The 25,116-nt window shown below is 52.0% G+C and carries 24 protein-coding genes and 1 tRNA gene; 5 read left to right on the top strand and 20 right to left on the bottom strand.

Annotated features, from left to right (window positions below):
• Positions 1-249: 249 nt before the first annotated feature.
• The 3 genes from ABWQ15_RS01965 to ABWQ15_RS01955 all read right to left on the bottom strand — a co-directional run bounded on the left by ABWQ15_RS01965 (position 250) and on the right by ABWQ15_RS01955 (position 3,692).
• Positions 250-1,371: an SLC13 family permease gene (locus tag ABWQ15_RS01965; RefSeq protein WP_353907144.1), complete on the bottom strand. Its 1,122-nt coding sequence runs from the start codon at positions 1,369-1,371 to the stop codon at positions 250-252.
• 87 nt (positions 1,372-1,458) lie between these two features.
• Entirely contained in the window at positions 1,459-2,598 is a 1,140-nt protein-coding gene (locus ABWQ15_RS01960) for a DUF4317 domain-containing protein (protein ID WP_353907143.1), read from the bottom strand.
• Positions 2,599-3,155: 557 nt separating this feature from the next.
• Complete coding sequence (locus ABWQ15_RS01955; protein ID WP_353907303.1) at positions 3,156-3,692, bottom strand: DUF5662 family protein; 537 nt, start codon at positions 3,690-3,692, stop codon at positions 3,156-3,158.
• A gap of 131 nt (positions 3,693-3,823) precedes the next feature.
• Between ABWQ15_RS01955 and ABWQ15_RS01950 the strand changes: the two genes are divergently transcribed.
• Entirely contained in the window at positions 3,824-4,258 is a 435-nt protein-coding gene (locus tag ABWQ15_RS01950) for a hypothetical protein (protein ID WP_353907142.1), read from the top strand.
• 162 nt (positions 4,259-4,420) lie between these two features.
• On the opposite strand, the gene obgE is transcribed toward ABWQ15_RS01950, so the two are convergent.
• The 6 genes from obgE to mtnN all read right to left on the bottom strand — a co-directional run bounded on the left by obgE (position 4,421) and on the right by mtnN (position 8,269).
• A complete protein-coding gene (obgE, locus tag ABWQ15_RS01945) occupies positions 4,421-5,704 on the bottom strand; it encodes a GTPase ObgE (RefSeq protein ID WP_353907141.1) in 1,284 nt (427 codons plus the stop codon).
• A gap of 150 nt (positions 5,705-5,854) precedes the next feature.
• Positions 5,855-6,136 (bottom strand): 50S ribosomal protein L27, encoded by a 282-nt coding sequence (gene rpmA, locus ABWQ15_RS01940; RefSeq protein WP_353907140.1) that lies wholly within the window; start codon positions 6,134-6,136, stop codon positions 5,855-5,857.
• Between the two features lie 45 nt (positions 6,137-6,181).
• Complete coding sequence (locus ABWQ15_RS01935; RefSeq protein ID WP_353907139.1) at positions 6,182-6,511, bottom strand: ribosomal-processing cysteine protease Prp; 330 nt, start codon at positions 6,509-6,511, stop codon at positions 6,182-6,184.
• Between the two features lie 3 nt (positions 6,512-6,514).
• The gene (gene rplU / locus ABWQ15_RS01930) at positions 6,515-6,826 is read right to left on the bottom strand and encodes a 50S ribosomal protein L21 (RefSeq protein WP_353907138.1); all 312 of its coding nucleotides are present in this window, start codon (positions 6,824-6,826) and stop codon (positions 6,515-6,517) included.
• 156 nt (positions 6,827-6,982) lie between these two features.
• Positions 6,983-7,573 (bottom strand): DUF3841 domain-containing protein, encoded by a 591-nt coding sequence (locus ABWQ15_RS01925; protein ID WP_353907137.1) that lies wholly within the window; start codon positions 7,571-7,573, stop codon positions 6,983-6,985.
• A 12-nt stretch (positions 7,574-7,585) separates the two neighbouring features.
• Positions 7,586-8,269, bottom strand: coding sequence for a 5'-methylthioadenosine/S-adenosylhomocysteine nucleosidase (gene mtnN, locus ABWQ15_RS01920; RefSeq protein ID WP_353907136.1), 684 nt, complete (start codon positions 8,267-8,269; stop codon positions 7,586-7,588).
• Between the two features lie 1,240 nt (positions 8,270-9,509).
• On the opposite strand from mtnN, the gene ABWQ15_RS01910 reads away from it, so the two are divergent.
• From ABWQ15_RS01910 to ABWQ15_RS01900, 3 genes are all read left to right on the top strand, one after another.
• Positions 9,510-9,585 (top strand) — tRNA-Pro (locus ABWQ15_RS01910).
• Between the two features lie 624 nt (positions 9,586-10,209).
• Complete coding sequence (locus ABWQ15_RS01905) at positions 10,210-11,214, top strand: hypothetical protein (protein ID WP_353907135.1); 1,005 nt, start codon at positions 10,210-10,212, stop codon at positions 11,212-11,214.
• Positions 11,215-11,295: 81 nt separating this feature from the next.
• Positions 11,296-12,093 (top strand): hypothetical protein, encoded by a 798-nt coding sequence (locus ABWQ15_RS01900; protein WP_353907134.1) that lies wholly within the window; start codon positions 11,296-11,298, stop codon positions 12,091-12,093.
• A 91-nt stretch (positions 12,094-12,184) separates the two neighbouring features.
• On the opposite strand, the gene ABWQ15_RS01895 is transcribed toward ABWQ15_RS01900, so the two are convergent.
• The 7 genes from ABWQ15_RS01895 to ABWQ15_RS01865 form a co-directional block, all read right to left on the bottom strand.
• Positions 12,185-13,621, bottom strand: coding sequence for a tyrosine-type recombinase/integrase (locus tag ABWQ15_RS01895; protein WP_353907133.1), 1,437 nt, complete (start codon positions 13,619-13,621; stop codon positions 12,185-12,187).
• Positions 13,585-14,787 (bottom strand): tyrosine-type recombinase/integrase, encoded by a 1,203-nt coding sequence (locus ABWQ15_RS01890; RefSeq protein ID WP_353907132.1) that lies wholly within the window; start codon positions 14,785-14,787, stop codon positions 13,585-13,587. The genes ABWQ15_RS01895 and ABWQ15_RS01890 overlap by 37 nt, the downstream gene beginning before the upstream one ends.
• Before the next feature lie 3 nt (positions 14,788-14,790).
• Positions 14,791-15,132 carry a DUF6809 family protein gene (locus ABWQ15_RS01885; RefSeq protein WP_353907131.1) on the bottom strand — a complete coding sequence of 114 codons (342 nt, stop codon included), beginning with the start codon at positions 15,130-15,132 and terminating at the stop codon, positions 14,791-14,793.
• Positions 15,133-15,221: 89 nt separating this feature from the next.
• Positions 15,222-17,180, bottom strand: a complete 1,959-nt coding sequence (gene mobP3 / locus ABWQ15_RS01880; RefSeq protein WP_353907130.1) for a MobP3 family relaxase — start codon at positions 17,178-17,180, stop codon at positions 15,222-15,224.
• Positions 17,180-17,581 carry a hypothetical protein gene (locus ABWQ15_RS01875; RefSeq protein ID WP_353907129.1) on the bottom strand — a complete coding sequence of 134 codons (402 nt, stop codon included), beginning with the start codon at positions 17,579-17,581 and terminating at the stop codon, positions 17,180-17,182. Before ABWQ15_RS01875 ends, mobP3 begins: the two co-directional genes overlap by 1 nt.
• A gap of 188 nt (positions 17,582-17,769) precedes the next feature.
• Positions 17,770-18,315, bottom strand: a complete 546-nt coding sequence (locus ABWQ15_RS01870; protein ID WP_353907128.1) for a helix-turn-helix domain-containing protein — start codon at positions 18,313-18,315, stop codon at positions 17,770-17,772.
• On the bottom strand, positions 18,312-18,521 hold the full coding sequence (locus ABWQ15_RS01865) for a helix-turn-helix domain-containing protein (protein ID WP_353907127.1): 210 nt from the start codon (positions 18,519-18,521) through the stop codon (positions 18,312-18,314). Before ABWQ15_RS01865 ends, ABWQ15_RS01870 begins: the two co-directional genes overlap by 4 nt.
• Before the next feature lie 293 nt (positions 18,522-18,814).
• On the opposite strand from ABWQ15_RS01865, the gene ABWQ15_RS01860 reads away from it, so the two are divergent.
• Positions 18,815-19,858: a DUF6076 domain-containing protein gene (locus tag ABWQ15_RS01860; RefSeq protein WP_353907126.1), complete on the top strand. Its 1,044-nt coding sequence runs from the start codon at positions 18,815-18,817 to the stop codon at positions 19,856-19,858.
• A 135-nt stretch (positions 19,859-19,993) separates the two neighbouring features.
• On the opposite strand, the gene ABWQ15_RS01855 is transcribed toward ABWQ15_RS01860, so the two are convergent.
• The 4 genes from ABWQ15_RS01855 to pglZ are packed head-to-tail and all read right to left on the bottom strand — an operon-like array spanning position 19,994 to position 25,116.
• Positions 19,994-21,118, bottom strand: coding sequence for a cysteine desulfurase family protein (locus ABWQ15_RS01855; RefSeq protein WP_353907125.1), 1,125 nt, complete (start codon positions 21,116-21,118; stop codon positions 19,994-19,996).
• A gap of 11 nt (positions 21,119-21,129) precedes the next feature.
• Positions 21,130-21,330, bottom strand: a complete 201-nt coding sequence (locus tag ABWQ15_RS01850) for a hypothetical protein (protein ID WP_353907124.1) — start codon at positions 21,328-21,330, stop codon at positions 21,130-21,132.
• A 1-nt stretch (position 21,331) separates the two neighbouring features.
• Positions 21,332-22,828 (bottom strand): BREX system Lon protease-like protein BrxL, encoded by a 1,497-nt coding sequence (gene brxL, locus ABWQ15_RS01845; protein ID WP_353907123.1) that lies wholly within the window; start codon positions 22,826-22,828, stop codon positions 21,332-21,334.
• Between the two features lie 11 nt (positions 22,829-22,839).
• Positions 22,840-25,116 carry a BREX-4 system phosphatase PglZ gene (pglZ, locus tag ABWQ15_RS01840; protein WP_353907122.1) on the bottom strand — a complete coding sequence of 759 codons (2,277 nt, stop codon included), beginning with the start codon at positions 25,114-25,116 and terminating at the stop codon, positions 22,840-22,842.

Below are 25,116 nucleotides of genomic sequence, written 5' to 3'. Positions count from 1 at the left end.
CGCCCCTTGGTTAAGTGCCATAAGGCGTATATTTGTCATAATGGGAATCCGGTGCAGCCTAAGCTGCACCGGATTCTTCCAGTTTCGGGGCCTGCCCAATAAAGTTGTAAATAATCTCAATTCTCTGCGTCCGCATGCCTTTTGCTCAGGCGGGTCCTGTGTCGGCCTTTTGCTCGGATGTCCACCCTTTGAAACGCATGTGGATGACCGCCAGCCGCCAGCCGCTTTGCAATGCTATGTTGCTGCATATTAAACTGTAACTTCCCTTAAGATACCGAGAAACAGAACGTTAATGACGGTGAATACCACAAGATATTTACCCGTATGAGCACCGGGCGTTGAAGCATATAGTTTGTATGAGATCAAGCTGGCCATAGAAGCAATTAATGTACCAAGACCACCCACATTTACTCCAATTAATAACATGGAGTAATTAGCGGTAAAGTTTGATAAGAGCATTGCGGCCGGTACATTGCTGATTACTTGACTAAGCAAAATACCAATAGAAAGCTCTCGCCCGTTGACAAATGATGACAGCGCGGCGCTGATTGCCGGTACATTTTTCATGTTGCCAATAAATACGAATAAAAATGCAAAAGTAAGAAGCAAGCTATAATCCGCGCAAAACAGAATTGGCCGATCAAAAATTATAACTCCCGTAATCACGGATACAAGTGCAAGGCTATAAGGAATGATACGCAAAACTGCAAGCAGGCACACCAGAAACAGGATGATCCATGGAAGCGCTTGTTTAGCACCTGCAGTTTCCACTGAGGCACTCGTAAGCGCTTTAACTGGTTCCGATTTGATGAACAGAATCATGGCGGCAAGGATCAAAAGTGATATTGCCCATGGTACAGCCATGACCTCTAGAAATTGCCACGTTGTCATATTGGAAAGAGAATATAAATATAAATTTTGAGGATTCCCAAGCGGTGTCAGCATGCTACCGAGGTTTGCAGCTACCGTCTGCAAAACGATAATTGGAATCAGCAGTTCCTGCTTTTGCGCGCGTGTCAGCGTCATTATCCCAAGCGGCACAAAAGTAATTAGCGCAACATCGTTGGTAATCAGCATGCTGCTAAAAAAGCAGACTCCGACCAAAACAGCTGCCAGGGTACGGGTACTATGTACCAGCTTTAGTAAACGCTCGATTGCTATACCAAATATACCGACTTTTTGCAATCCGGCCACAACCAACATCAGAGACAGCAGTAAGCAGAGGACACGTAAATCCAGGTATCCCCAATATGCCTTTGAAGGTGGCACAAATAGAGCCGAGAAAACGGCGGCGGCCATGGCTGCCAATAGAACAGGGTCCCTGAGCAAATTATGCAGTGCCGTTTTCGCTTTTTGAATGGATGATTTCAATTGCCTTTTTATCCTTCTCTTTTGTTGTAAGTGTAAATGGCCTATAAAGTTCGAGTGGTATTATCAGCGAACTTATGCCGGCCCTTTTTAGTTCCTTGCTATTTTTACGTTAACACCATTGACTTCGACACCTTCATCAGCTGGAATAAGAATGTACTTTTTACCGTCAATCATCTTTGTTTCCACCATGTAACTGTATTCCGGATCGACAGATATCTTGACCTGCGGTGTGACAAGCTCGAATTTACTGCTGTCAATAATGTTGCACGGATTAAGCACGGCTTCGTTGCCGAATTCCTCTCCGCACTTTTCTTGAAATGCCTGAATCTGTTCTTGCGGTACACCATTGCTTTGCAAAATTTGGCCAACCTCGCGGGATGTAATAGCAAGCGAATCCGGGTCTTTTCGCTCCTTGTGCTGCTCAATGCGCTCGCGAATTTGCTCGTGCACAGCCTGTATCACATCATAGCTGCAACCGTCCGCCAGAGAGTCGGAAAGCACACTTTGAAACGTTTCCTTTTGCTCATCAGCAGACATAGGGGCTTTCGTGTGGAAAACAGCATCAATGAATTCCTGATGGATTTGTGCGGTGTCCTTGGAATAAAAAAGCGCGTTATAAATATTTGCCGCACGGTTATCAAACGCAGGAAACAGAAACCCAAGTTCGGGCGGTGCGACAATCTGGTTTGCAGTATAGCCATGAAACTCGTTCTCTCCGGAAAAGTATCCGAGTTCTGATTTACCATCATTGACAGGACAGACCGCGCAGAGGATGTATTTAAAAACGGTCTCGGAGGCATCAACCTGAATCTCATCGTCTTTCCCACGATACGGTACGTCATAGGCGTCACTGGCGAGGAGAATCAGATAGTTGCAGTCCTCCATATCCAGCGACTGTATTACTTTTTGATAGAACTGTTCTCTGGCTGCGGCATCTTTAAGTTCAGAGTTAGTCAGGCTTGACAGCAAACGGTGCTCGTCACTATCGCATACTTGCTGGGTTGAAAAAACGATATCGATCAGGTTCTTCCCAAGACTTCCGGATAGAGACTTCTTTAAAAAAGTCATATACTTTTCCGTTTCCAACTGGGACATAATTCCAAGAGATTCTTCCAGATAGGAAAGGATGGCCTTGTTGCTATTAACGTAGCAGCCATAGATTTTACTGATATTACTTTTATTGGGAGCCATACGGCGGCGGATTTCATTCAATTCTTTTTGATTCATAACGAGACCTCTCAATTTTGATAATAAACCATCAATACGGCACGGTTGACAAAAATTAATTATAGCACGGTTCAGATTTAAATTCTACACTCCAGGCTATCCTATCAGCGGAATTTGTGAGCGGCAGAAACGGAACCGTCATTGACCACAGACGCAGATTGCCCGCGCTGAGGCTGCTGTAATCGTTCGGCGGTTGCTGCAAGAATCCAGACAGATTTAAGCATATTCGACTATATTTCAGCGGAGAACCATCCTTGATCCCGGATGGTTCTCCGCTTTCCTTTGTTCGACTGTGCAATATAGAGGATTTAGATAATGTCAACTGAACAAACCGTATTTTTCTCTTGGGAATAAAAGCGCTGACAAAAGCGAAAGCAGTTTAAAATGGGTGCACTGAAACTCGGAAAGATTCAGCGCGCCCTTTTGCGTTTGTTCAAGTCCATACTCTCTTATGAGCATAACCCACTACTTGGCGGCCCTCGCTTCAGACTGTCCATAAATTGCTAAGCGGCAGAATAAGGCCCTGAAAAATGGGTAGCGTGAAAAGGGCAGTGCCCTCATTTTTTCAGAATGTCGTTCCGAATATAGGAAAAAGCGGCGTCCTCTCCCTCGTCCCGTAGCTTGACCAGCATGGATTCCAGCAGATCGGCGGTCTTTTGGTTCAAAATGGTGTGAGTCTTGGAATGCTGAAAAAATTCCCACGGGTCCGCGGTGTTAAATGCCTTGTCCCGATAGATCCGACTGGCGGCGTACCGGTCACAAAACATCTCCGCCACATATTTGACGGGCATCTCCACACCCACGACGCCGAAGGAGCCGTCGGGTTTTTGCCCGTAGTCCGTCCAATATTCCAGATGGTGCCGGTTGCGGCCCTTGTGGTGGAGCCAGGCGGCAGAGTAGCCCTTGTCCTTTCGCTCCGCGTCGTTGGGACTGCGGTCACCCTGAAAATATTTGACGCCCACAAGGAATTCCAGCGGCGAGTATTTGGAAAGGTCGTGCGTCAGGCCCTGCCAATACAGGCCCAGACGGAAGCAGTACCTGAGGACCAGGGCACGGTGGTGGTTGATGGTATGTAGGTGGGCGAAGAAATACAAAGCAGTCACCTCGGAACTCTGAAAACAAATTGTTAAAATCAGTCTAGCACGATCCGGTAAAAAAAACGAGAGAAATTTTCGCATAAACCCGCGGCCTTCGCAAACACTTTCTATAGAAGGGAGGCGCGCATATGGTGGACGCAGCGTTTTTTGGGGCAGGTGCGACTCCGCCCACACCTCTTCCAGCGGGCGTGGAGCAGCCTGAAACGGTCCAGGCACTGACGCAAAAACGGTGGGAGGTGCTGGCTCTTTCCACCGCGGGTTGCCGACTGCTGGCAGACGCGCCGGAGGCGGTGTGTGCCTGTGGTTCCGTCCTGCTGCCAAGCGATTGGAGCTGCCTCACAGCCCGGCAGGTGAAAGCGGAACGGGTGGTGAGTTGCGGCCTCTCGTCCCGGGATAGCCTGACTTTTTCCAGCATGGGGGATGGGGACGCGGTGGTATGTGTCCAACGGGTACTGATCAAGCCAGACGGCGGACAGGTGGAGCCGCAGGAGCTGCCGCTTGGTTGCCTTGGCAGCCAGACGGAGGACCTGCTGGTGGTGGTCGGCCTGGGCCTTTTGCTGTAAATGGCGCTGGCAGAGCAGGGGAGACTGCGTTATTCAACAAATAAATGAAAGTCCCGACGCGAAGCATGGTTCCGCGTCGGGGCTTTCGCTTTCAGTCGTAGTCCGCACCGGCTGATTGGTCACAGTCCGCCCGTGTGGGAGAAAGGGGGCGGGTGACCCAGATCACCGTTGGTATTCGAACTGAAAATTATAGAGCGACACGGTGTCCCCGTCCTGAATCCCCATAGCCTCCAACTGCTGGTAGAGACCAGAATCCCGCAGGGTCCTGTCAAAATACATCTGGCTCTCATAGTCGTTCAGGTTTACGTTGCTCATAAGCCGCTGGAGCCACGGGCCGTCCGCCACCCAGGTGCCGTCATCCAGATGTTGAATGTCCAGAGGCTGAGAATAGTCGATGACCGACGGCCTGGGAACGTACTCCGGCTCGTATACCGCAATGGGCGGCAAAGTAGAGAGGGTCTCGCTAACCTTGTTCATCAGCTGCTCTACGCCCCGGTGCGCCGCGGCAGAGATCTCAAAGAGCGGATAGCCCAGCTTTTCCACATGAGAGCGGAGACGCTCCAGATTTTCCGGGTCCTGCATGATATCCGTCTTGTTGGCGGCTACGATCTGGGGGCGTTTCTCAAGATCGGCGCTGTACTGACTCAGCTCGGCATTGATGGCGTCAAAGTCTTCCACCGGGTCCCGTCCCTCGCTTCCGGACACGTCCACCACGTGAATCAGCAGACGGCAGCGGTCAATATGTCGGAGGAAATCGTGGCCCAGACCGGCGCCCTCGCTGGCCCCTTCGATAATGCCGGGAATGTCGGCCAGCACGAAGGAACGACCCTCTCCCACGTATACCACGCCCAGATTGGGGGATAGCGTGGTAAAATGATAGTTGGCGATTTTCGGCTGGGCGCGGGATACCACGCTCAAAAGGGTGGATTTTCCCACATTGGGAAAGCCCACCAGTCCCACATCAGCCAAAAGTTTCAGCTCCAGCACCACGTCGTGGCTCTCGCCGGGGAGACCGCCCTTGGAAAATCGAGGGACCTGCCGGGTGGGGGTGGCAAAGTGGGAGTTGCCCCAACCGCCCCGACCGCCCTTGCAGAGGACATAGGGCTCTCCGCTGGACATATCCCGAATAATTTCGTTGCTTTCCGTATCCCGGACCAGGGTTCCCCGGGGAACCTTAATGACCAGATCTTCCCCATCCCGGCCGGATTTGCGGGCGCCCTGGCCATCCATGCCGTTGGGGGCGTGATATTTCCGTTTATAGCGGAAATCCAGCAGGGTGGAGAGATTATCGTCCACCTGCAAAATGACGGAGCCGCCTCTGCCGCCGTCGCCGCCGTCGGGCCCGCCCGCCGCCACGTACTTTTCACGGTGGAAGGCGACCACCCCGTTTCCGCCGTTGCCCGCGCGCACGGTGATGTGGGCTTTGTCAATAAAAGAAGATGCCATAAAATGCCTCGCTTTCTCATCGGCTGGTATGCTCCCCGCGCCCGGTACGCCCCGGCCGTCGGGAGCAGATCAGCCATCATTCGTAGTATATCCCATTCTGGGAAAAAGGGCCTCGAACGCTCACGTTCGAGGCCCTTCCATCGTGTTCGGTTACTGCGCCTCGTAGACAGAGACCTTCTTGCGGTCCTTGCCGAGATGCTCGAAACGTACCACGCCGTCGGCGGTGGCAAACAGCGTATCGTCGCTGCCCTTGCCCACGTTCACACCGGGGTGGATGTGGGTGCCGCGCTGACGAACCAAAATGTTGCCCGCCAGGACCTCCTGCCCGTCCGCGCGCTTCACGCCCAGACGCTGGGCGTTGGAGTCACGGCCATTCTTGGTGGAGCCGCCGCCCTTTTTGTGGGCGAATAATTGCAAACCAATGTTCAGCATAATGAGAACCATCCTTTCTTTCAGATTGTTTAGATGGGGAGGGGGTCAGCCCTCCAAAACCTCGATATTTTCGGGATACTCGTCGTGAAGCTGGGCGAAATAGACCATCAGGCCTGTCAGGAGCGACTGACAGCAGTTCTCCGCTGCGGCGGACAACCCGCCGGGAAGACGAAAGCTGATTTTCGCGTCCTCTTCGTCCGCTTTCACAGAAGCCGCAAGGCCCAGCACATCGTTGACTGTGGCGTCCACCAAGCGAACGGCGCTGGTGACGGCGGCGCAGACGATATCGGACCCGGCTTCAGCGTACCCGCTGTGTCCCAGAGCGTCAAACCCGCAGATGCGGTCGCCCTCCATATGGAACGTAACGGTAGTCATACCTTAGACGGAGATCTTGCCGATCTCGACCTTGGTGTAGGGCTGACGATGGCCCTGACGCTTACGGTAACCCTTCTTGGAATTGTACTTGAAGATACGAACCTTCTTACCCTTGCCGTTCTTGACGATCTTGGCCTCCACGGAAGCACCAGCCACGACGGGAGCGCCGAAGGTGGCCTTTTCACCGTCCAGAATTGCCAGGACCTGGTCGAACTTCACGGTGTCGCCGGCTTCGTTGTCCAGCTTTTCAATGAAGACCACGTCGCCCTCTGCGACCTTGTACTGCTTGCCGCCGGTTTCAATAATTGCATGCATATGTTTCAACTCCTTCAATACGGGCTCGCTGTCGGGGGCGGCATCCAAAAGGACGCACTTCTGCCCATTCAAAGCGGCTTATTCAGTATAACGGCCAGATCCGGCTTTGTCAAGCAAATTTGACTGTTTTCTTCACTAATTTCTGCATATTTTTAATCATATAGGGACTACTGTTTCACCGGGATGGAAAATACGGACGATCTGCTCCCTTTTGATCTCCCAGATGTTGCCGCAGACAGTGGGGCAGGTCCGCTCCACCGGGTCAAATACCCGTTTCCAGCTGTCCCGTACCCGCTGGGTCTCCTCCGGATATTTTCCGGCGTACCGCCCCTCGAAAAACTCAAAGGAGTTTGTCACTCCGATCTCCCGCAGATGCCTGCGATACGCGGCCTCGTCTGCGTCGTCGGCGGGCAGGTAGCGGTGGCTCAGTACATAATCCCACTTTGCGTCGTCAAAAAACACCACCTGCTCCTCCGACACGTCCACCGCATACACCACCGTTCCCTCAATGGGCGGAAGACAGTTCTTCACATTGGGTGTACACCAGATGGACAGCTCTGCCCCCTCCGGCTTCGGTGCCCGCCGGGCGGCTTCCCGGGCAAACCAGTCATAACAATCCAGATAGTGTTTGGACATGTCGCCAAAATGAAGCTGAACGTAGACCCGCTGGTTCAGGATGCGCCCGCCGTGCTCCAGCATCAACAGGGTCTTGTCGCTCTGACGGGTATAAAGACGGACGGTACTCATAGAACCTCTCCCTTATTTCAGCTCTGACAGCGCCTGAGCCAGAGGCAGAACCACCTTTCCCAGATTTTCCATCGCCTGAGCAAAGTCAAAATACTCTTCCGCCTGATTGTCTGCGAACAGGTGGTCGGACACGGATTTCAGAGCCGCGAACTTCACACCGTTCCGAAGGCACGTCTGAGCCACGGCGCAGGCCTCCATCTCCACCACAAGCGGGTGAAAGGTGTCCACGATCCACCGGGCGCGGTCGCCCTTCACGGCGAACCAGTCCCCGGTGGCCACCCGGCCCTTCACGGCCTTCACACCCTGACTTTTGAGAAGCCCCAGACAGGTATCCGGCTCCCAGGCGGAAAATTCCGTTACGTTTACCGTGGACACAAGACCGATAGGGTCCCCCACGGCAGTGGTGTCTACGTCGTGCTGCACCAGAGAGTCCGCCAAAACCAGAGATCCAGTGGCAAGGTCCGTGCAGCAGCCGGCCACGCCTGCGTTCAAAATGAGCTCCGCACCAAAGCGGTGGCAGAGAATCTCGGCGGTGATCGCGGCGTTGACCTTGCCCACACCGCCCGCGCAGGCAAGAATTCCCGGCGCGACCTCAAAAAACGGAACGCCGGCGACAGTTTCAAAGTGCGGCAGGGCCTTCGCGCCCGGAAGTGCATGAAATTCAAAGGGCATGGCAAATTGCAGAGCGACTTTCATGAGATTCCTCCTGTATTAATCCAGCGGGTGGCATGTTAAGCGGTCAAACCGTCCTGCCGACCGGGATGGATGGTCCGCGTGCGAATGGTGGAAAAAGCGGCTGCCGACAAATGATACCCGTATTGTAGCACAGCGGGTCTGCCAGAGCAACGGAAAAAACCCAGGGCGCTTCTTTGCGGCATCGCACCTAAAAATTTTCTCTTGACTTGGAGTGATCTTCAGGGGGTAAAATATGGTCAGAGGCATAAATAGACCCGGAGAGAGAAAATAAGGCGTAAGTAAAGAAAATGCGGAATAAATCAGACTGAAATTGAGTAAATTCTTAAATATTGGAAAGAAAATTCATATGAAAAGAGCAGCATTTCTCCTATGGCTGAGATTACGGAGGGTCAGCTTCTAAACAGTAGACTATCCGGGTCCGATTTGAAGACATGGCTGGCTGGTTTTTGCTGCTGAAAATTTCGCGGTGTGTTGCTGCGGGCTGGCCCGCGCAATAGCGCATGGGAACCGAAATAGTGTAATAGAAAAAGCAGACCGATTAAGGGTTACGTACTACGGTGTTAGTAGAAGCCATCCGGATTACCCTCCGCAGATAAGACGGCCCGCGTTTGGACATGTGGTTTCGTCTCCTGTCAGAATGCCGGACGGTTATTACCGGGTCGATACCGGCGAAAAATGCAAGCTGCGGTGATAAACTCAGCTTGGTTACAGTTTTTCCAACAAGCGGATTGACTTTGCCAACAAATTCAGATATAATACTCGGGTGTTTTGTGATATAAATATGTATGTCTTCACTGGGCCACCGTACGAATAGTACAATTTCATATATCCGGGTGTAGCGTGGGTGGTTTGGGCGTGTCTATCGGTATCCGGGATGGGCAAGGCCGAAGCGCCGGAAGCCCTCGGAACGCGGGGATTGCGGGATTTGACCGCCCATCGAAAAGTACCCCAAAATTACATCTGACCGCAAATTTGATTGCAGACAGCGAAAACCTTTGAATTGCACGAGTTTTGTGCTACAATGAAAAAACTCAATATCCGGGTGTAGCGCAGTTGGTAGCGCGGGTGGTTTGGGAGTGCCGTGCCGGTATCCGAGCCGAGTAAAACAGAAACGCCGGAAGCCCTTGGAACATGGTCGATTGTGGGATTTGACCACCCATCCAAAAGTACCCCATAATTGCATTTGACCACAGCTTTGACCACAGACAGCGAAATTTTCAGAAACCGAAAAAGTAAATATCCGGGTGTAGCGCAGTTGGTAGCGCGGGTGGTTTGGGACCATCAGGCCGCAGGTTCGAACCCTGTCACTCGGACCAAAAGTCCGCTGAAATCGTTGATTTTAGCGGACTTTTTCCTTGGAAAAATTAGAATTTTGCATTTTCGCCTACCACCGATTTTGAGAGCGCTCAAAACCGGCTTTTTCTTTGTTTATTGCGGTGCAATTCTTGAATTTGCGCCGTTTAGATGTTTTCTTGTAATTTGTACCATATTGCCCTATAATGAATTAACGGTAGGCCTTGTGCCTGCAGCGCCAGCCGTGTGGATTTTCCATGCGGCTGTTTTTCTGCAGGTAATAGCATTATTCAAACATCAAAGTACGTTAATAAAATAAGAAGTGCTTAAAACTTCGGCTTGCCGAGCTCCGCAGTTTGTCTGCTTGGTGGACAAACATGCATAGCTAATCAGACATACGCCTGTCCGAGAGCTGCCATTCAGTACGAGGAAGAGATTGCCGGAAAGCCGCGCTATCGCTGCGATTCAGTAATTTGAATGGAGGCCTGCTTTTTTGGAAACACGGGCACTTACGGAAAATGAATACTGTGCGCGATGGGACTTGCATATAGCGTGTTTTGAGAATACCGACGGACTTTGGCAGATTCGCAAGATTTGCAAAGGCTATTACAGAGATTCGAAATATCAGTCATACGGGAGGGATGAGCATGGCAAAGGACATAAACGGGGCTATAGGCAACTTGGCTGCAATCGCAAAAAACAGCGTCGAAAAGATTGATGTAGAAGCAGCTAAGAAAAAAATGGTCCAGGCATCCAAGGAAATTTCAGAGAAGGCCGCCGTTATCAAGGACTCTGCGGCAAATGTGAAAGAGGACATCGACAGCAAAATTCATGAGTTGGATCGGTTATTGGAAACATCCATCACAGAGTACAATGATGCCTATACGCTCATGAACGATAAGGGTATCAAGCTGTATGTGGAAAGGTGCCGGACAATTGATGCCATTGCAACGGTGGAGAATATTGTCAACAGCATCGCAAATCACCCAAAATCCTTTAATACTGACTTTGAGGAAATCAATGTCTGCCGCAACCAATTTGTGGATTCCTGCACTTTTGCCGAACAGGAGTTGTATGCCGCACGAGCAGCGGCCAGCGGAGCCGGGGCGGGTCTTGCCGCGGGTGCGTCTGTGGCATTCATGGCACCCACAGCCGCCATGTGGATTGCTACTACCTTCGGCACGGCATCCACCGGTACTGCCATTGCCACACTTTCTGGTGCGGCGGCAACCAACGCAGCCTTGGCGTGGTTGGGCGGCGGCGCGCTGGCGGCTGGCGGCGGTGGTGTTTCAGCGGGAAGTGCGCTATTGGCACTGGCGGGGCCAATAGGCTGGTCGATTGCCGGCGCAACCCTGCTGTCTTCTATCATTCTCTTTACCAGCAAGCGGGCAAAAATGAACAAACAGAAAAACGAAGAGATCAGTGGCGTGAAGAACAACACCGAAGCGGTTCGGGAACTGGATGCAAAGATCGCTGTACTTTTGGATGAGACCGACACGGTTTTGACGAATCTGAACAGTCTTGCCATGGAATGTATGTCCCTCTATCAGCAGGATTATTCTGCTTTTTCTGATGAAGAGAAGAAGCGCGCAGGTGCCCTTGTAAACAACACAAAGACACTATCCGTGCTTCTCGGGAAAACCATCGGTTAATGTGTGGGTGTGATGATGCTGGATAACGTAATCAAAGGGCTGTCGGCAGAGTTTTTGATAAAAACTCCCATCGGCAGCGAGGTGGAAAAGGCAATGCACATTTTAGTGGATGTGCAGAAGCATCTGTACGCGCTCTCGGACAAAACCGGCGAGGAGCCATTGACCGCCATGAAATGCGGCACGGTCTTCGTGCTTGCAGTGCTGAAAAAGGCCGTAAATGGGAAGAAACCTAAGGAGTTCGACAGAACTGATTGGGCTGAAGTAGCCGGCGCAGTATCCGATTATGCCGTTTGCTATGACAATCAAAATTACAGCGAGTTTGTTTTCCTGCTGTATGTGAAGTATATCGACTTTTCCGCATCTATTTTGGAAGGCAGAGCTTCCGAGGACACCGTGGCAGCAATCCGGGGCCTGGCTGCAGCCCTGCGTGCGGAGACGGAAACGCTTCACAAGGGAGGTATATCAGAGGCAACGTACATTGATAGATGCCTTTGGATTGCTTTGGAGGCCATGATCAAGCAGTTAGCGTCGCTGATGGGTGTTGTGACCGGAGCATCTGCAGAGCAGTTGGCACAGGCTGTGGCCTCCATTGCGTTTGAATACGGAAGGTATCTGCTGCTTCAAAGGGAGCAAAACCTGCTGTCAGAATACCTGGTGCAGCAGCACACCCTTGATCTTGAGCTTCAAGACAAGTACGATGCCTTCATCAAAGACTTGCTCGCGGATGCAGAATCTTTCATGAATCTTGTGGATCATGCGTTTGCACCCGACTTCGAGGCGTTATTGATGAACTCGGCAAAATTGGCAAAGTGTGCCGGAGTCAATGAACTGGAGATTCTCGATTCGGTAGAAAAAGTGGATGCCTTCTTCTTGGAATAGCAAAAGGGAATTACAAATGATGCACTGACTTGAAAAACGAACGGTTCTCAAGTCAGTGCATTAAAATACGGCCATGCGCCCCCCCTCTGCGTTAGTTTTTATTTGCCTGCCTTTTTCTTAGACCCGCAATCTCGGCTTTCATTTCAGCAATCAGCACCTTCAGCTTTTCCTCACACTCTGCGCGGGTTTTGGCATACACATTTCGGGCGTGCTTCTTGCCGTCGGGCCACACAGGTGAGTACCGCCCCTCAAACAGGTGGTCATTGATCTCGCTGATACAGCCGGTGCCGGGCTTGCGCATGCTGCCGCGGTAAGGCTTGAAGTCGGTCATCCTTGGTTTTTCCGGCTGAGCGGGAGTAGCTGCCGGATTGTCCTGTTTCGGCTCCGCCTTGCCGATGCCCCGGTCAATGCTGGCGGCGGCAGAATGCCGCATATCATCTGTGATATGCGTGTAGATGTCCAGTGTGGTGGCCGCCGACACATGACCCAGCATGGCGGAGAGTGTCTTTACATCCATGCCGTTTTGCAGGGACAGGGTGGCAAAAGTGTGGCGCAAATCGTGGAAGCGTACATGCTTGCATTCTGCGTGCTCCAAAATTTTCTGGAGCCGCTTGCGTATCGCGCAGGGAGTCATGGGGCAGTCCGCCTTTACCGGGGAGGGGAACATCCACCGGGAGTCAGTGGTCTTCCAGTACTCCTTCAGCACCGCCGCCACCGCCGGTGGGAGCGCCAGCTGTCGGATGGAGGTTTTGGTTTTCGGCGTGCTCAGCTGCAGCTCACCCTTCACATCATAGATCTGCTTGGTTACACTCAACACCCCGGTCTTGAAGTCCAGATCGTCCCATTGTAGCGCCATCAGTTCGCCGCGCCGCAGGCCGGTGGCGAGCTCCAGAAGGAATAGCTCATAGTAGCCCTCCGCCTTGGCCTGTATCAAGAACCGCTGTAGCTCCTCCCGATCCAGCACCTGCATCTCCCGCGCCTTCTTGGGCGGCAGCTTGCAGCCGATGGCGGGATTGGTACGGATGAGGCCGTCCTGCATCGCCTTTTCCAGTGCGGTGCGGCAGACCGCGTGGCACATTCTTACCATCCGGTCGGACAGCCCCTCGCCGTATTGGTTGGTGAATCGCAGCCGGCCGGTCTTTTTAAGCCGTGCGTAAAACTGCTGCAGGTCGTTTTGCGTCAGCTTGTTCAACGGGATTTTGCCTATCTCCGGCGCGATGTGCAGGCGGATGCGGCTTTCATAATTTGCCTGGGTGGTGGGGCGGAGTTTCGGCTTGGAGTGATTTTCATACCAGTATGCGAGCCAGTCCCCGAAGGGCATCTCTGGGCGCAGCTTCGCGGACTTCGAGCCGCCGCAGGTTTCCCTGAGTATCTGGAGCTTTTCCAGACACTCACTTTTTGTTTTGGCAAGGACGTTTCTTGTTTTGGGATAGCCGTTGTCATCGTAGTCGACGACGATGCGGCCTTCCCAGCGGCCGTCCTTGCGCAGCCTTACGGTTCCAGCTCCGTTTTTCCGCTTTCTTGCCACGGTTTCAACTCCTTTCCGAAGATATCCTCCATGAATCCACCCACGATGCCGCTGGCGGTTTTCTGCATATCCGGCGTCACATGGGTGTAGGTGTCCAGCGTGAAGCTGGCGTTGGTGTGCCCCAGGATGCCGGAGAGCGTCTTGGCGTCCACGCCGCTGGCGAGGGCGTGGGTTGCGAACGTGTGCCTGAGATCATGAAACCGGATGCTCGGCAGCTCTGCCTGCTTCAGCAAGGTTTTCAGGTGGTTGTAGGCGGAGTTGGGCGGCACAGGCAGTTCCGGCTTGATGGGATTTGGAAAAATCCACTGGCTGATCGAATTCTTCTTGCGCCGGCGCAGAAGTTCCACCGTGCTCTGCGGTAGAACAATGGTGCGCATGCCCATTCCCGTTTTGGTGTCGCCGAGAGAGAAGACGCCCAGCTTCTTGCTGTGGAGGGTGCGGCACACCTTCAGGGTTCCGGCTTTCCCGTCGAAGTCCCGCCACATGAGACCACAGATTTCGCCCCGCCGCAAGCCGGTGGTCAGATCAGTATAGAACAAATCGTGCCAGATTTCGTCCTTCTCAATGATCGCGAGGAAGGCGTCCAGCTCACGATCATTTAGCACCTGCTTTTTGCCTCCGCCCTGCCGGGGGATGGTAGCGCCCTCCGTTGAATTGCTGGCGATGAGGTGTGCCTGCACGGCATCCTGCATGGCCAGATGGAGCACGCAGTGGATGCCGCGCACGGTGTTGTCGGCAAGCTGGGTGCCTTTCTCCGGGTGTTCGTTGACGCGCCCTTCTTTTTTCAGCCGGCGATACATCCGCTGAATGTCCTGCGGGGTGATCAGGGAGATCTGTTTGTCGCCTAACTGCGGCTTGATGTACTGTTCGATCACGGTGCGGTAACTTCGTATGGTACCGGGGCGAACGGTGTCCTCCTTGTATTCGGCAAGCCAGCGATCCAGCCACTCGCCCAGGGTCATGCGGCTGTCCTCGGTCAGATCCACATCGTGGTAGTCCTCAATATTGCGGTGGAGCCTGTCCATCAGCTCCTTCTGCGTCTTGGCGTAGACATGGCGGAAGATGAAGTCTCCATTTTTCTTGTGCCCCACCACGATGCGGCCTTCCCAGCGGCCGTCCTCCCGTTTTCGCACCATGCCGTCACCGGATGGGCGTCGTTTTGCCATGGATTAGTCCTCCTTCCCGGAACAAGCGGCCTCCGCCGCTTTTCCCTCGATTTGGTAAATTTCCTCCGACCGCTTTTCCTCCTCCCGGTCGAAGGAGTGGGGCGGCTCCTGTAATAATTCCCGATAAATTCCGCACGCCAGACGATAGCCATTCAGAAAACTGCAGAGCGACGTTTCCTCGCGCAGTGCGTTTTCCAGATCGATATAGCGCAGCAGCAGGGTGCGTTGCTGCTTGTCCAGCTGTTCGTGCAGGGCTTCGTGCGCACGCTCCAGCTCGTGTTGGAGACGCTCGCTTTCGGGCGGCGCGTCGAAGCTCTTTTGCAGAGATTTCATATAGTCGTACATGGAATCGCCTCCTGTTCAAGACAACACATATACCACAACAGTCGGCACAAAGCTATTAAAAAATGTAGTGTTTCCAATGGCTTGGTGGTTTACATGGACAGGGTGGGGCCGGTGTATTCCTCATGGTCGTCCGGCTTGTGGCCCATGGCGATTTTCTTCTCCCTGAGCTTTTGCAGACGCTTGCGGTCAATCCGCATCCCCACGGGGCCGGTCTTGGGAAGAGAGTTGTCCTGGAAAATGCGACTCATGTAGTGGAGCAGTCGGGTTGCCGCCAGCATGAAGGATGGCGGGTGCAGACTGTCCGCGCGATCGAGAAAGAATTGTGCGTACTCGTTGCCTTGATCGGCGGCGCGGGTCAGCCAGCAGAGTGCCAGCTCCTTGCCGTATTTCACCTCGCGCCCCATGAGGCACAGCTTGCCCAGCAGATATTGGGCGTACTGGTTTTCGGCATTGGCGGCGTCGGTTAGATACCGCAGCGCCCTGCCCATATCTTTTTTCACAATCTCGCCTTTGAGATATTCTTTGCCGACACGGTAGGCGGCGTAGTGACTGCCATTGCTTGCAGCATATTCCAGCCACTCCATGCCAAGCGTGGTGTCCCGCACCAGCAGATCGTCAGAAAGGAACAACTTGCCCAGCGCATACTGCGCTATCACAACATCTTGTCGCGCCGCCTTATAGAACCAATCCCGTGCCAGCTCGGAGTTTGGAATCAGCAGCCCGCCGTCGCGGTAGAGCTTGCCGAGAAAATACTGTGCAGTCGCGTCGCCGTCCTCCGCCCACGATTTCAAATCCGCTACCGCTGCGTCGCGCTCTGCAAGGGGCTGGGTATCGTCATAGACATCGTCCATGATTTGCCACAGGGTGCGGTCGGCCTGAAGATCATCCTCCGGCTCGTCCCGCTGCTCCATGCCGGCGTCCTCAAAGGTGATCTCGCCAAGTCGGATGTGCTCGGCCTCCTGAATGACGGCGTTCTTGATGGCGCGGAATTCTTTCTGCTGAGATAATTTCAGACGCTTCCGCTCGTCGCCGCCATAGTAACTGCCCACCTGACCCTGCAGCTCCAGCCAGCGGTCGTAGCAATCAGATACGACAGGCAGGCGTTCCATCTGATCGACGATCTCGTCTGCGATTTTCTTAATGGGCTTCGGCAGATAGCCGTAAGACTTTTTGCCGGTGACGGAATCCAGCGCTTGCGAAAGCTGCTGCATCAGACCTTCCACCTCCGGGTGATTGCAGATACCGTTTTGCATCCGGCGCGTCAGCTCCAGCAGAGCATCCCGCGCCTCGCGCACCAGCTCATCACGGCTTTCGCTTTTCTGCTCGTAGACATGCAGCAGCTCCTGCTTGAAAATATCGTTGGTGAGCTGCGACTTGATCTGCCGGATACCCTCGCGGGAGAGATACGCCTGACCCGGCTTCGTCGACCAAGCCATCATATGGATGTGCGGGTGATCGCCTTCATCATGAAACGCTGCGTACCAGCGAAAGTCCTTGGGCGGTATTTTCATCGCCGTCGCGATATCATTTCTGTGCGTGCGGAGCAGATTCCGCCAGGCGGCAGCGTTGTCATAGCCCAGCCGCGCGGCGTCCTCCCGGTGCAGTGAGATAATGTGCGTCCACACATTCCCCGCATAGGAATTCAGCTCAGCCATGGCAGTGTCCAAATCCACATGGTCTCCATCACCGAAAAGGCCGTGGGAGCTGATACGCTCCGCGCGCGGACGTGTGGCGATGTACTGCATATACGTACCCATTTGGCTCACCGCATCCCAGTTGGTTTCAAAAGCCAGCGTGATGAGCGCGGAGGCGTTGGCTTTCGTCGGGTGCTTATAATAGTCCTCGTATTCAAATAATCCTTTCATGCTGGGGAAGTCTTTCACCAGCTTTGCGATGAGCTGTTCTTGCTTCCGCGTGGGAGGGCGGTCATCCGGAATGAGCTCCACATGTTCGCGGGTACCGATGTAGTGCAAATACCCGCCGGCACCGGCAGCACCGCTGTTGCCGGTACATTTGATATATGGACTTTTGACAATCAGCTTCGCCATCACTCGTCACCCGCATCACGCATGCGCTGCTCAAAAGAGATGCGCCCGTTTGTCTCCTTCACATTTCTGACGCTCTGTGCCCGCATGTGCCGCAGCGCATCTTCGCCGATGTCATAAGCGGTGGCGATGATCCCGTTGGTCATATCGATCTCTACCAATTGCTTGTACAGCAAACTCGCCATGCGATCCTCAAACATCCCGAGCCGACCGTCCAAGTATGATTGGACTGCTTGCGGAAGGAACGGCCCGGCGTCACCTGCAGTCAGGTACCCATGGTAGAAGTCCACCGCTCTCCGTACAACTTCCGCTGCGCTCCGGCTCCCGTCCAGGTCCTGGCAACGGTCAATCTTGTCTTTCTGATCCTCAGTAAAATAGGCTGCGAATTTTTGAGTTTTCTCCATCTCTGCCTCTCTTTCCGGCTCTGACCCCGTTCAAAGCCTTGCTCCGCCGTGATGTTTCAGCCTGATGACCCCAGCAAGCCATTTCTTCTGCGATTTTGACCCCATTTGCGGCACCCGAAAATCTCCCGTAACTGCCCGCACTGCGGGCAGTTGTGTGCGGGCAGGGTGTCGCTTGCGACGCCGGCCCTTTATCCCGCTTCTCCTATCGTCCTTCGTGCCTCGTCCGAAAGCGGCTCAATTTCGTTCGAATTGTGCCCAGAGTGGTCTGTTCCTATCTCTGGCTCCAATGGCCCACACAGCGGCTCAGAGGGGCTGACAGGGGCGAGCTTTGCCAGCTTTGCTGCCGCGTGCTGCTTCGCCACATTCTCGTCTACCCGCGCCATCTGCCAGGCGTAGAACAAATCCAGTGCCTCCTGAATGGGACGGATGGTGTAGAGCAGACTGCCGTTGCGCTTTTCACCGGACTTGGTGTAGACGGTCGTCGGCTCGGTGGTGATGAGTGCCTTGTCTTCAAGGCTCAGCACATATTTCCGCACGGTGTTCTGGCTCATGTTTACCGCCTTGCCGATGGTTTTGTAGCTGGGCCAGCACTGAAATGTTTTTCGGTTCTCCAGATAGAGCAGGTAGGAGTAGATGGAGATTTCGCCGGCGTTCAGACCGAGGATGAAAAGCTCGTTGGGCAGAGGGAAATAGTTTCTGATGGCGTCGCGTTTTGGATAGCGGTTGTACTTCACTCGGCACCTCCTGTGTTTTGCTCGACCCACGCGATAAACTTTTCCTTTGGCACCACGATGCGGCTGCCGATCTTCAGCGCCGGGAAATCTTTTTCGTGCATCAGCTCATACCCGCTGGAGGGCGACACGCCCAGCACCTTGGCCACCGTCTCCGCGTTCAGGAACAGCGGTAGCTCGTCGTAAGATTTGTAGATGGATTCTTTCAAACTTGTTCCTCCTTTTCTGATTCATAACTGTCGAGACACTGTGTAGGTAGGAAAATGGCCTTTTTTATCCTTTCTGTCATTTCGTTGCGGTTTTCAAGGCTCTGGCGAGAATTTTTTCCCTACTATCCGTTTGCTACAATTTTTTGCTGAATTGAAACGCCTCTTTGTTTTTGATTGATTTTAAAATATCTATCTGGTATAATCAGCGTAACAGAAGCAAAGCCACGTTTCAAGGCCTCCGGGCATGGTTGGGGAAATCCCAAATCTTCATCGGATACAGAGGGAGCGATACTATGGCAAACTTGTTTGATTGTTTTTTCGTCCTTTTTGGAAAGGGCGAGGTATTTGTAAACGGCAAGACTTTTCCGCTGGGGCAGTGTACCACCGAAATTTTGGACTTAGACGATGAGGTACTGGTCGAGCTTGACCGGCGCATTGAGAATCTGATGCCCGCTGTCAAAATCCTGCTTCAAGAAAAAACAGACAGTGCCGCACGCTCCGCGCAGGAGCGGCTATGCGCTGTCTGGGATCTGATCTTTTCTTTTCCGGTGTATCGGGATTTGAACATGGACATATGGACGGCCAACAACCTTTTCCCGCTGTTGCTTTCCGATCCGGAGAAGTGGGCCGAGGTGCAGGAGGTTGGCACAGAGGGACACGCCATGTTTCAAAAGCTCATGGAGGGGCTGGAGTATTTTCCGGAGAGCCTCCGCACTTTTCGGGGGCAGGTCACCGGCATGTTGGAGCTGTATTTTGAGCCTCTCGCCCGCAGGAGCGCTGACACCTACGCCGAAGCGTTCGCCCAGTATTACGGCGAGATGAAGTCTGTGGAGGGGATCTTTGGACAAGGCCCGTTTGAGCAGAGCTTTCCCACGGAGAACCAGTTCGTGCCCATGGTGCACTCGGCGGAGAAGGGAAAGGTGATACTTGCGGAGCAGGCGCAGTTTTCCTATCTCACGCATTTCCTGTACACGGATTTTTACCGCGGCCTGATGGAAGGCAACGCCCCCCGCCGATGCCACAACTGCGGAACGTACTTCCTGCTCACCGCCGGCTACAACACCTGCTATTGCAACAACCTCGCGCCCGGCGAGACAGCTCGTACCTGCCGCAAGGTAGGTGCGCACAGAAAAGAAGCGCAGGAGCGCGTCACCGCAACTCCTGTGCAGAAGGAATATGCAAAAGCGTACAATCGCCTGAAGGCCAGAAAGCAGAGAGGCAAGATCACCGTGAATGAGTGGAATACTGCAGTCGTCAAAGCGCAGGACTTCAAAGATCAGGCCGAGCACGGCGAGCTGAGCGACGAGGAGCTTCGGAGACAGCTGGCGGCGCTGTGAGCGAAGAAAACGGCGGGACGAGTGTTAAAACTCAGCCCCGCCGTTTTTCTTTGTTTACGCTGACGCAAAAATGTGCCGTATTATACCAATTTATAACAGCAGCAATTCTTCTTTACACTTTTTCGAAGAAAAGCGTTACAAAAGAATCTTTACCAGCGCTGCGGCAATCCTCTCGACCTCTTCCTCAGTATTATTTTTTCCCAGCGAGATGCGAATCGTACCTTTAGCATAATCCTCATCGAGCCGAATGGCCTGCAAGACATGGGAAATTTCTGTATTCACGCTGTCGCAGGCAGAGCCAGTTGAAAGGCTGATGCCCATAAGGTCCGTGCGATGAAGGATTGCCTCTCCGTCCTTCCCCGAAAATGAAAGGCTCAGCAGTCCGGGCAGCTTGCTGTCTCCACCGTTGCGTTTATAAGCAACACCGGATTCATTAAGCTTTGATATGAGCTGCCTTTCCAGACTCAAAATATGCTGCTGATTCTGCTCCAGCAAATCGCAGTTTGCCTTTAATGCCGTAGCCATGCTGACAATCGCCGCCACATTCTCTGTTCCTGCCCGATGCGCACTTTCCTGGGTACCCCCATCTGCGTAAGGCGGTAGTTCCACGCCATTGCGAATATAAAGGAAACCGATACCCTTCGGTCCATTAAACTTGTGCGCAGAAGCCGAGAGAAAATCCACTCCCAGCTCATGAACATCGATTTTAATATGCCCGACTGCCTGAACTGCGTCTGTATGGAACAACGCACCGTGAACATGGGCTGCTTCGCACAGCTCCCGGATAGGCTGAATGCTGCCAATCTCGTTATTGGCGAGCATCACAGAAACGAGCCGTGTATTATCTGTAATATTCTTTTCCAAGGCTTCCGGAGTAATATAGCCTTCGTCTGAGGGCCACATGTACGCAACCGAGTATCCCAGCCGCTCAATTGCCGCGCAGGAACGAAGAACAGCATGGTGCTCAAATGCGGAGGTTATCGTTGCTCTTTTCTCCGGGTCTGAAAAGGCTGAACTCTTGATGACCCAGTTGTTGCTCTCAGTGCCACCGGAGGTGAAATAAATCTCCTCCGGAAGTGCACCAATACATTCCGCGATTGTTGCTCTTGCATCCGCAAGGGCTTTTTTCGGCTTCCGTGCAAAAGCATAGGGCTGTGAGGCATTCCCGTATTCTTCAAGAAGCCAAGACGTCATCGCCTCAAACGCAGCTTTATCCAGTTTTGTTGTTGCCGCATTATCGGCATAGATATGTTGCTTCATCAGCTAACACCTCACTTAAATAGCGTACAGCCCTCGTTCTTGAATTCCTCAATCTTGGCGAGCAGTTCCTCTTCCGTAACTTCAAGGTACTCCGCCAGACAGGGCAAGCAATAAAAAGTCGTGGCTTTCTTATCGATTATCTTTTTGGTAAGGCCTATTTCATCCTTTGTCAGCGGGGTCTTTCCGCATACATAACATTTTTTCACTTCCATGTTATTCTGCGTCTATGCCGTAAATCTTGAATGGCGGCAAATCCTTTCCGGCATACTCCACATCAAGCAAGCCGAGCTGATACTTAATGGTATCTCTCATCCTTCGAGCACGGTCGAAGCAGTATCTTTTGAATTCTCTCGGTGTTATATCTTCCATATGCTGGACATTCGGGAAGAGCAACTTAAGGTAAGCCGCAGCTATTCGCTTCACGGCTTCCGTATCACGTGTGTCGGCTCCTTCCGGGACGATAATATATTCATCCACGATGCTTCTGTATGTCATATCGCTACGGAGTTCATGCATGATAGAGCAGAAGTATTCCGAATTCAATGCCCAGCCGTTCACCTTCAAATCGTCCTTCATGCGCGGGATATTCCAGCCCTTGATGAATCCGTGAAATCTTTCAATCAATGCCGACTCGTGGAAAACAACCGGCAGTTCAGTGAACATATTTTCATAGCCGTCTGCATCCATGATTTCCTTGCGGATGTTGCCGCAAAGCACCATACCGGCATCTGCAGTTCCTTTATAATCGCCTACGGTAAAGGTACCCTGTTCCAAGTAGCCTTTTAAAGCAGCCCGCATCTCATCCGTATCGGTGAAGGAAATTGTCTGTACTTCGTCCAGTGTGACAAAATCGCTCCCAGCAATCAGGCCCTCTCTGCGCTTTGTCTGGTCATAAAACATCTTGGCGCGGCTCATAACGCCACCGCTGGAAAGCCATCCGTATCGGCTGACATTTCCAAAAAGATAAGACTTGCCGGTGCCCTTGGGAGCCAGCTCAATCAGATTAAGACGCTTTTCCACAAACGGAAGCAGTCTGGTAAGCATAGTAAGCTTTTCTTCTTCGGTTTCGTAACCGGCAGCATTATAGTCAACAGCTCCGAGGATAACATCAATCCATTCATCTGTAGTAAATTCCTTGCGGGCCTCTTTGTAGTCCTCAAGATCAATCTCGTAGGGACAGAAATTCTTGAAGGAAACAAGCTTGATTTTTCCGTCCTTTGAATTCTTGGCCTTGGAAGATTTCCTTTCGTATTCAAAGGTGAAATCAAAATCGTCCGGAGAGCGATATCCGAGCTCCACCATTCCCCATATATCTCTGCCTTTTACAAGGTCATCCTTGCATGAATCCCATACATCGCTTTCGATGATGGTCTCCTTAAATCCCAATCCAAAGTCAGGCAGGGAAAAAGAGACTTCGCCGGTCTTAATGTCAATATTTACAGATACCTTAGCAAGAAATTTCACCGTCTTGCCTTCGATAACAATGTCATTCTTTATTGCATTCCAGTCGTCTTTTCTTGGAATGAATTTCTTGACGAATCTGGTAAGATCGTCTTTATCGAATTTACCCTCGTCATCCTCAAACTTTTTCAGCAGCCAATCGCGCATAAAAGCAGGGAGACTCAGAGTAGAGAAGAAATTGGTTTTCTTCAAATCCTTATAGACGACCATCTCGTCAAAATTATCTCTTAGTTTTTCGGAAAGCCCCATAGTTCTCCTCCTTAGAATTCATCGCCAAAGTCAAAATCATCTTTGACTGTAGCAGTCTTACCTTTTACCTTGAAAGAAATACTTCCAATCAAATCAGCCCCATCAAAAACATCGGCTGTATATGGCTTCGTCTTTGCCCGCTTAATTTCCTTAAGCCCGAAAGTATAATGTATTCTGTCTTCTGACTTGCCCTGATAAGGCTTATCCTCAACCACAAGGCTGATGTTATCTGGCGAATCTACATCCGAAATATACAGATTCAGTATAACACCGTCATGCCTATCCGCAGTAATATCATCAGAACGCATGACCGTAATCTGAACACGTGCCTGTTTTTTGAGTGTCAACGTAATTACCGGTACGACGATTTCCTCAAGGCTGGCGCCTCCGTGAACTTCCACGTTGGCAGGGCGGCTGCCGCGGAATCTGCCATAATCGGAAAGAATGATAAAACCGTTATCTTCAACCTTATAAGGAACGTCACATCCATCAAAAGCCTTGCAGCAGCGTCCGGAGTGCTCTCCCTTGGTGTCGGTTTCATACGGCACTTCCTGCTTTTTTATAACAGCCAATCTGGAGGCGCCGTGATCGCTTGCGATGACAAACGATTTGCAGTGATGCATGCCAAGCTCCATCGCAGCGGTATTCAGCGCTTTCTCGATTGTCCCAAGCTCTGCCGGGATATGAATCGGGTCCTCATCATCCGTGAAGAAATAGCCGCCCTTGTCCTTGTGCTTGATGTTGTCGAGCTGCTCTTCTTTATACTTCTTGCCGCCCGTCCACTGTTCGTAGAACTGCTTATTAATCGATGTGATTGTCGGCAAATCGGAGCGGACAATATCTGTATGAATCGACAGGCCCTTTTTCTTTGCAAGGGCTGTAATGTAAGACAGATATTCCACGCCTAACGCGTCAATCCAATATAGGTAAGCACTGTTCTTATCTGCGACGGCCTTGATTGCGTTATCCCTTGTAGGTAGCTGTGCGTATGAAATGCCGGATGCATACTTCTCAACAAGCTTGACAAAATCATCCGAAATATGGTTTGAAACCTTCTGCCGCTTATAAGAATCGAAGTATTCTGTCAGCTCACCCGCAAGTACAGAGCAGTCAAATATATATTTTTTCAGATATGCGTCAAGGGCAGGATACACATAGGATATGGCTTCGCAAAAGCCATTCCGTGCTACCCATTTAACAGTCGTCTTCTTCTCCAGCAGTGTATTATCGGTCAAGCGATAGATGCTCTCTTCCGGATCAATTTCATTTGCCTTCACAAAGACGGCAATATCCTCCTCCGGAAAATTCTTAAGCAGCTTTTTTCTCTCATCATACAACTGCCTGAAATGCCTGTCTTTATGAGAAAGCTCCGTAATCTTTACCATCAGATTGGTTTTGAAATCCTCAAAGCTCAGAGTTTCCTCAACCACAAGCTTCAGGTAGGAGTTTTGTATCTGCTCCGCATTTAATTTGAAATACAGGAAAACAAGCCAGTTCCGAAACTCAAGGCCGGAAACTGCCAAACACAAATCATCAACGATTCTTTCGTCAATGCCGTTCTTATCAAATACAGCTTCAATGTCCTTGCCGCACTTGTTAAGATCCTTCAGCAGCCGCTGCCACTGTTCTTCCGTTCCGAGCCCACTGTCAAGTGTAAAGCCTTCCACAAGCAGCTTTACGACAGAATATGCTCCGAAAAGGGTGGACAGCGGAAACAGTGTATTATCAAGCACCAGCGAGGTACTTGCGTATATGTTTCCGAAAACACCGTCTTCCATAGCCCGCAGCAGATGCTTCACACCAGTTTTGGAAACAAGCCCAACATCCGCAGGCATATTCGTAATGGATATGTTTGTGAGAGGATTGCCGGAGATATATGCTCTCTGCTGGTCCACCATCTTATTATCATCTCGGATAATTTTTGCAGCCGGTGTAGGCACACCTCTCAGTAGCAGAATGGCTCTCGCATTTCCAAGGGTGGTATTCTTCAACCGGCGGAGCTCCTTATCTGCAATGGCGGGTCCTCTAAGCGCAAGATACTCACCAAGACCGACTACAACAAACTTGTTGTCTCTGTAATCCACATCGGAGGTCCGGAAATAATCCACCAGCTCATCGACGCTGGGAAATTTATCGTCCTTGAAGCAGAAATCGCTCATTCTCACAACGGAGATGTCCGCCTGCTTCAACTCATCCAATACGGAACAGTAGTCCTCATCACCAACGATATAGAAAAACGGCAGCCCTTTTGCAGTTGATAGGTAATTTTGCACTTCTCTGCAAAGCAT

Source organism: Oscillibacter sp., assembly GCF_040505565.1.
In the GTDB taxonomy this organism is placed as follows: Bacteria; Bacillota; Clostridia; order Oscillospirales; family Oscillospiraceae; genus Oscillibacter.
Note: the sequence above shows the minus strand (reverse complement) of the source record. Positions and strands in the feature narration are given on the sequence as shown.

Coding starts and splice junctions, on each gene's coding strand:
- pglZ (WP_353907122.1), bottom strand. CDS start 25,116: ATGCTTTGCAGAGAAGTGCAAAATTACCTATCAACTGCAAAAGGGCTG.
- rpmA (WP_353907140.1), bottom strand. CDS start 6,136: ATGCTGAACATTGGTTTGCAATTATTCGCCCACAAAAAGGGCGGCGGC.
- ABWQ15_RS01905 (WP_353907135.1), top strand. CDS start 10,210: ATGGCAAAGGACATAAACGGGGCTATAGGCAACTTGGCTGCAATCGCA.
- ABWQ15_RS01925 (WP_353907137.1), bottom strand. CDS start 7,573: ATGAGTACCGTCCGTCTTTATACCCGTCAGAGCGACAAGACCCTGTTG.
- ABWQ15_RS01860 (WP_353907126.1), top strand. CDS start 18,815: ATGGCAAACTTGTTTGATTGTTTTTTCGTCCTTTTTGGAAAGGGCGAG.
- ABWQ15_RS01950 (WP_353907142.1), top strand. CDS start 3,824: ATGGTGGACGCAGCGTTTTTTGGGGCAGGTGCGACTCCGCCCACACCT.
- obgE (WP_353907141.1), bottom strand. CDS start 5,704: ATGGCATCTTCTTTTATTGACAAAGCCCACATCACCGTGCGCGCGGGC.
- ABWQ15_RS01855 (WP_353907125.1), bottom strand. CDS start 21,118: ATGAAGCAACATATCTATGCCGATAATGCGGCAACAACAAAACTGGAT.
- rplU (WP_353907138.1), bottom strand. CDS start 6,826: ATGCATGCAATTATTGAAACCGGCGGCAAGCAGTACAAGGTCGCAGAG.
- ABWQ15_RS01850 (WP_353907124.1), bottom strand. CDS start 21,330: ATGGAAGTGAAAAAATGTTATGTATGCGGAAAGACCCCGCTGACAAAG.
- mobP3 (WP_353907130.1), bottom strand. CDS start 17,180: ATGGCGAAGCTGATTGTCAAAAGTCCATATATCAAATGTACCGGCAAC.
- ABWQ15_RS01935 (WP_353907139.1), bottom strand. CDS start 6,511: ATGACTACCGTTACGTTCCATATGGAGGGCGACCGCATCTGCGGGTTT.
- ABWQ15_RS01875 (WP_353907129.1), bottom strand. CDS start 17,581: ATGGAGAAAACTCAAAAATTCGCAGCCTATTTTACTGAGGATCAGAAA.
- ABWQ15_RS01960 (WP_353907143.1), bottom strand. CDS start 2,598: ATGAATCAAAAAGAATTGAATGAAATCCGCCGCCGTATGGCTCCCAAT.
- mtnN (WP_353907136.1), bottom strand. CDS start 8,269: ATGAAAGTCGCTCTGCAATTTGCCATGCCCTTTGAATTTCATGCACTT.
- ABWQ15_RS01890 (WP_353907132.1), bottom strand. CDS start 14,787: ATGGCAAAACGACGCCCATCCGGTGACGGCATGGTGCGAAAACGGGAG.
- brxL (WP_353907123.1), bottom strand. CDS start 22,828: ATGGGGCTTTCCGAAAAACTAAGAGATAATTTTGACGAGATGGTCGTC.
- ABWQ15_RS01885 (WP_353907131.1), bottom strand. CDS start 15,132: ATGTACGACTATATGAAATCTCTGCAAAAGAGCTTCGACGCGCCGCCC.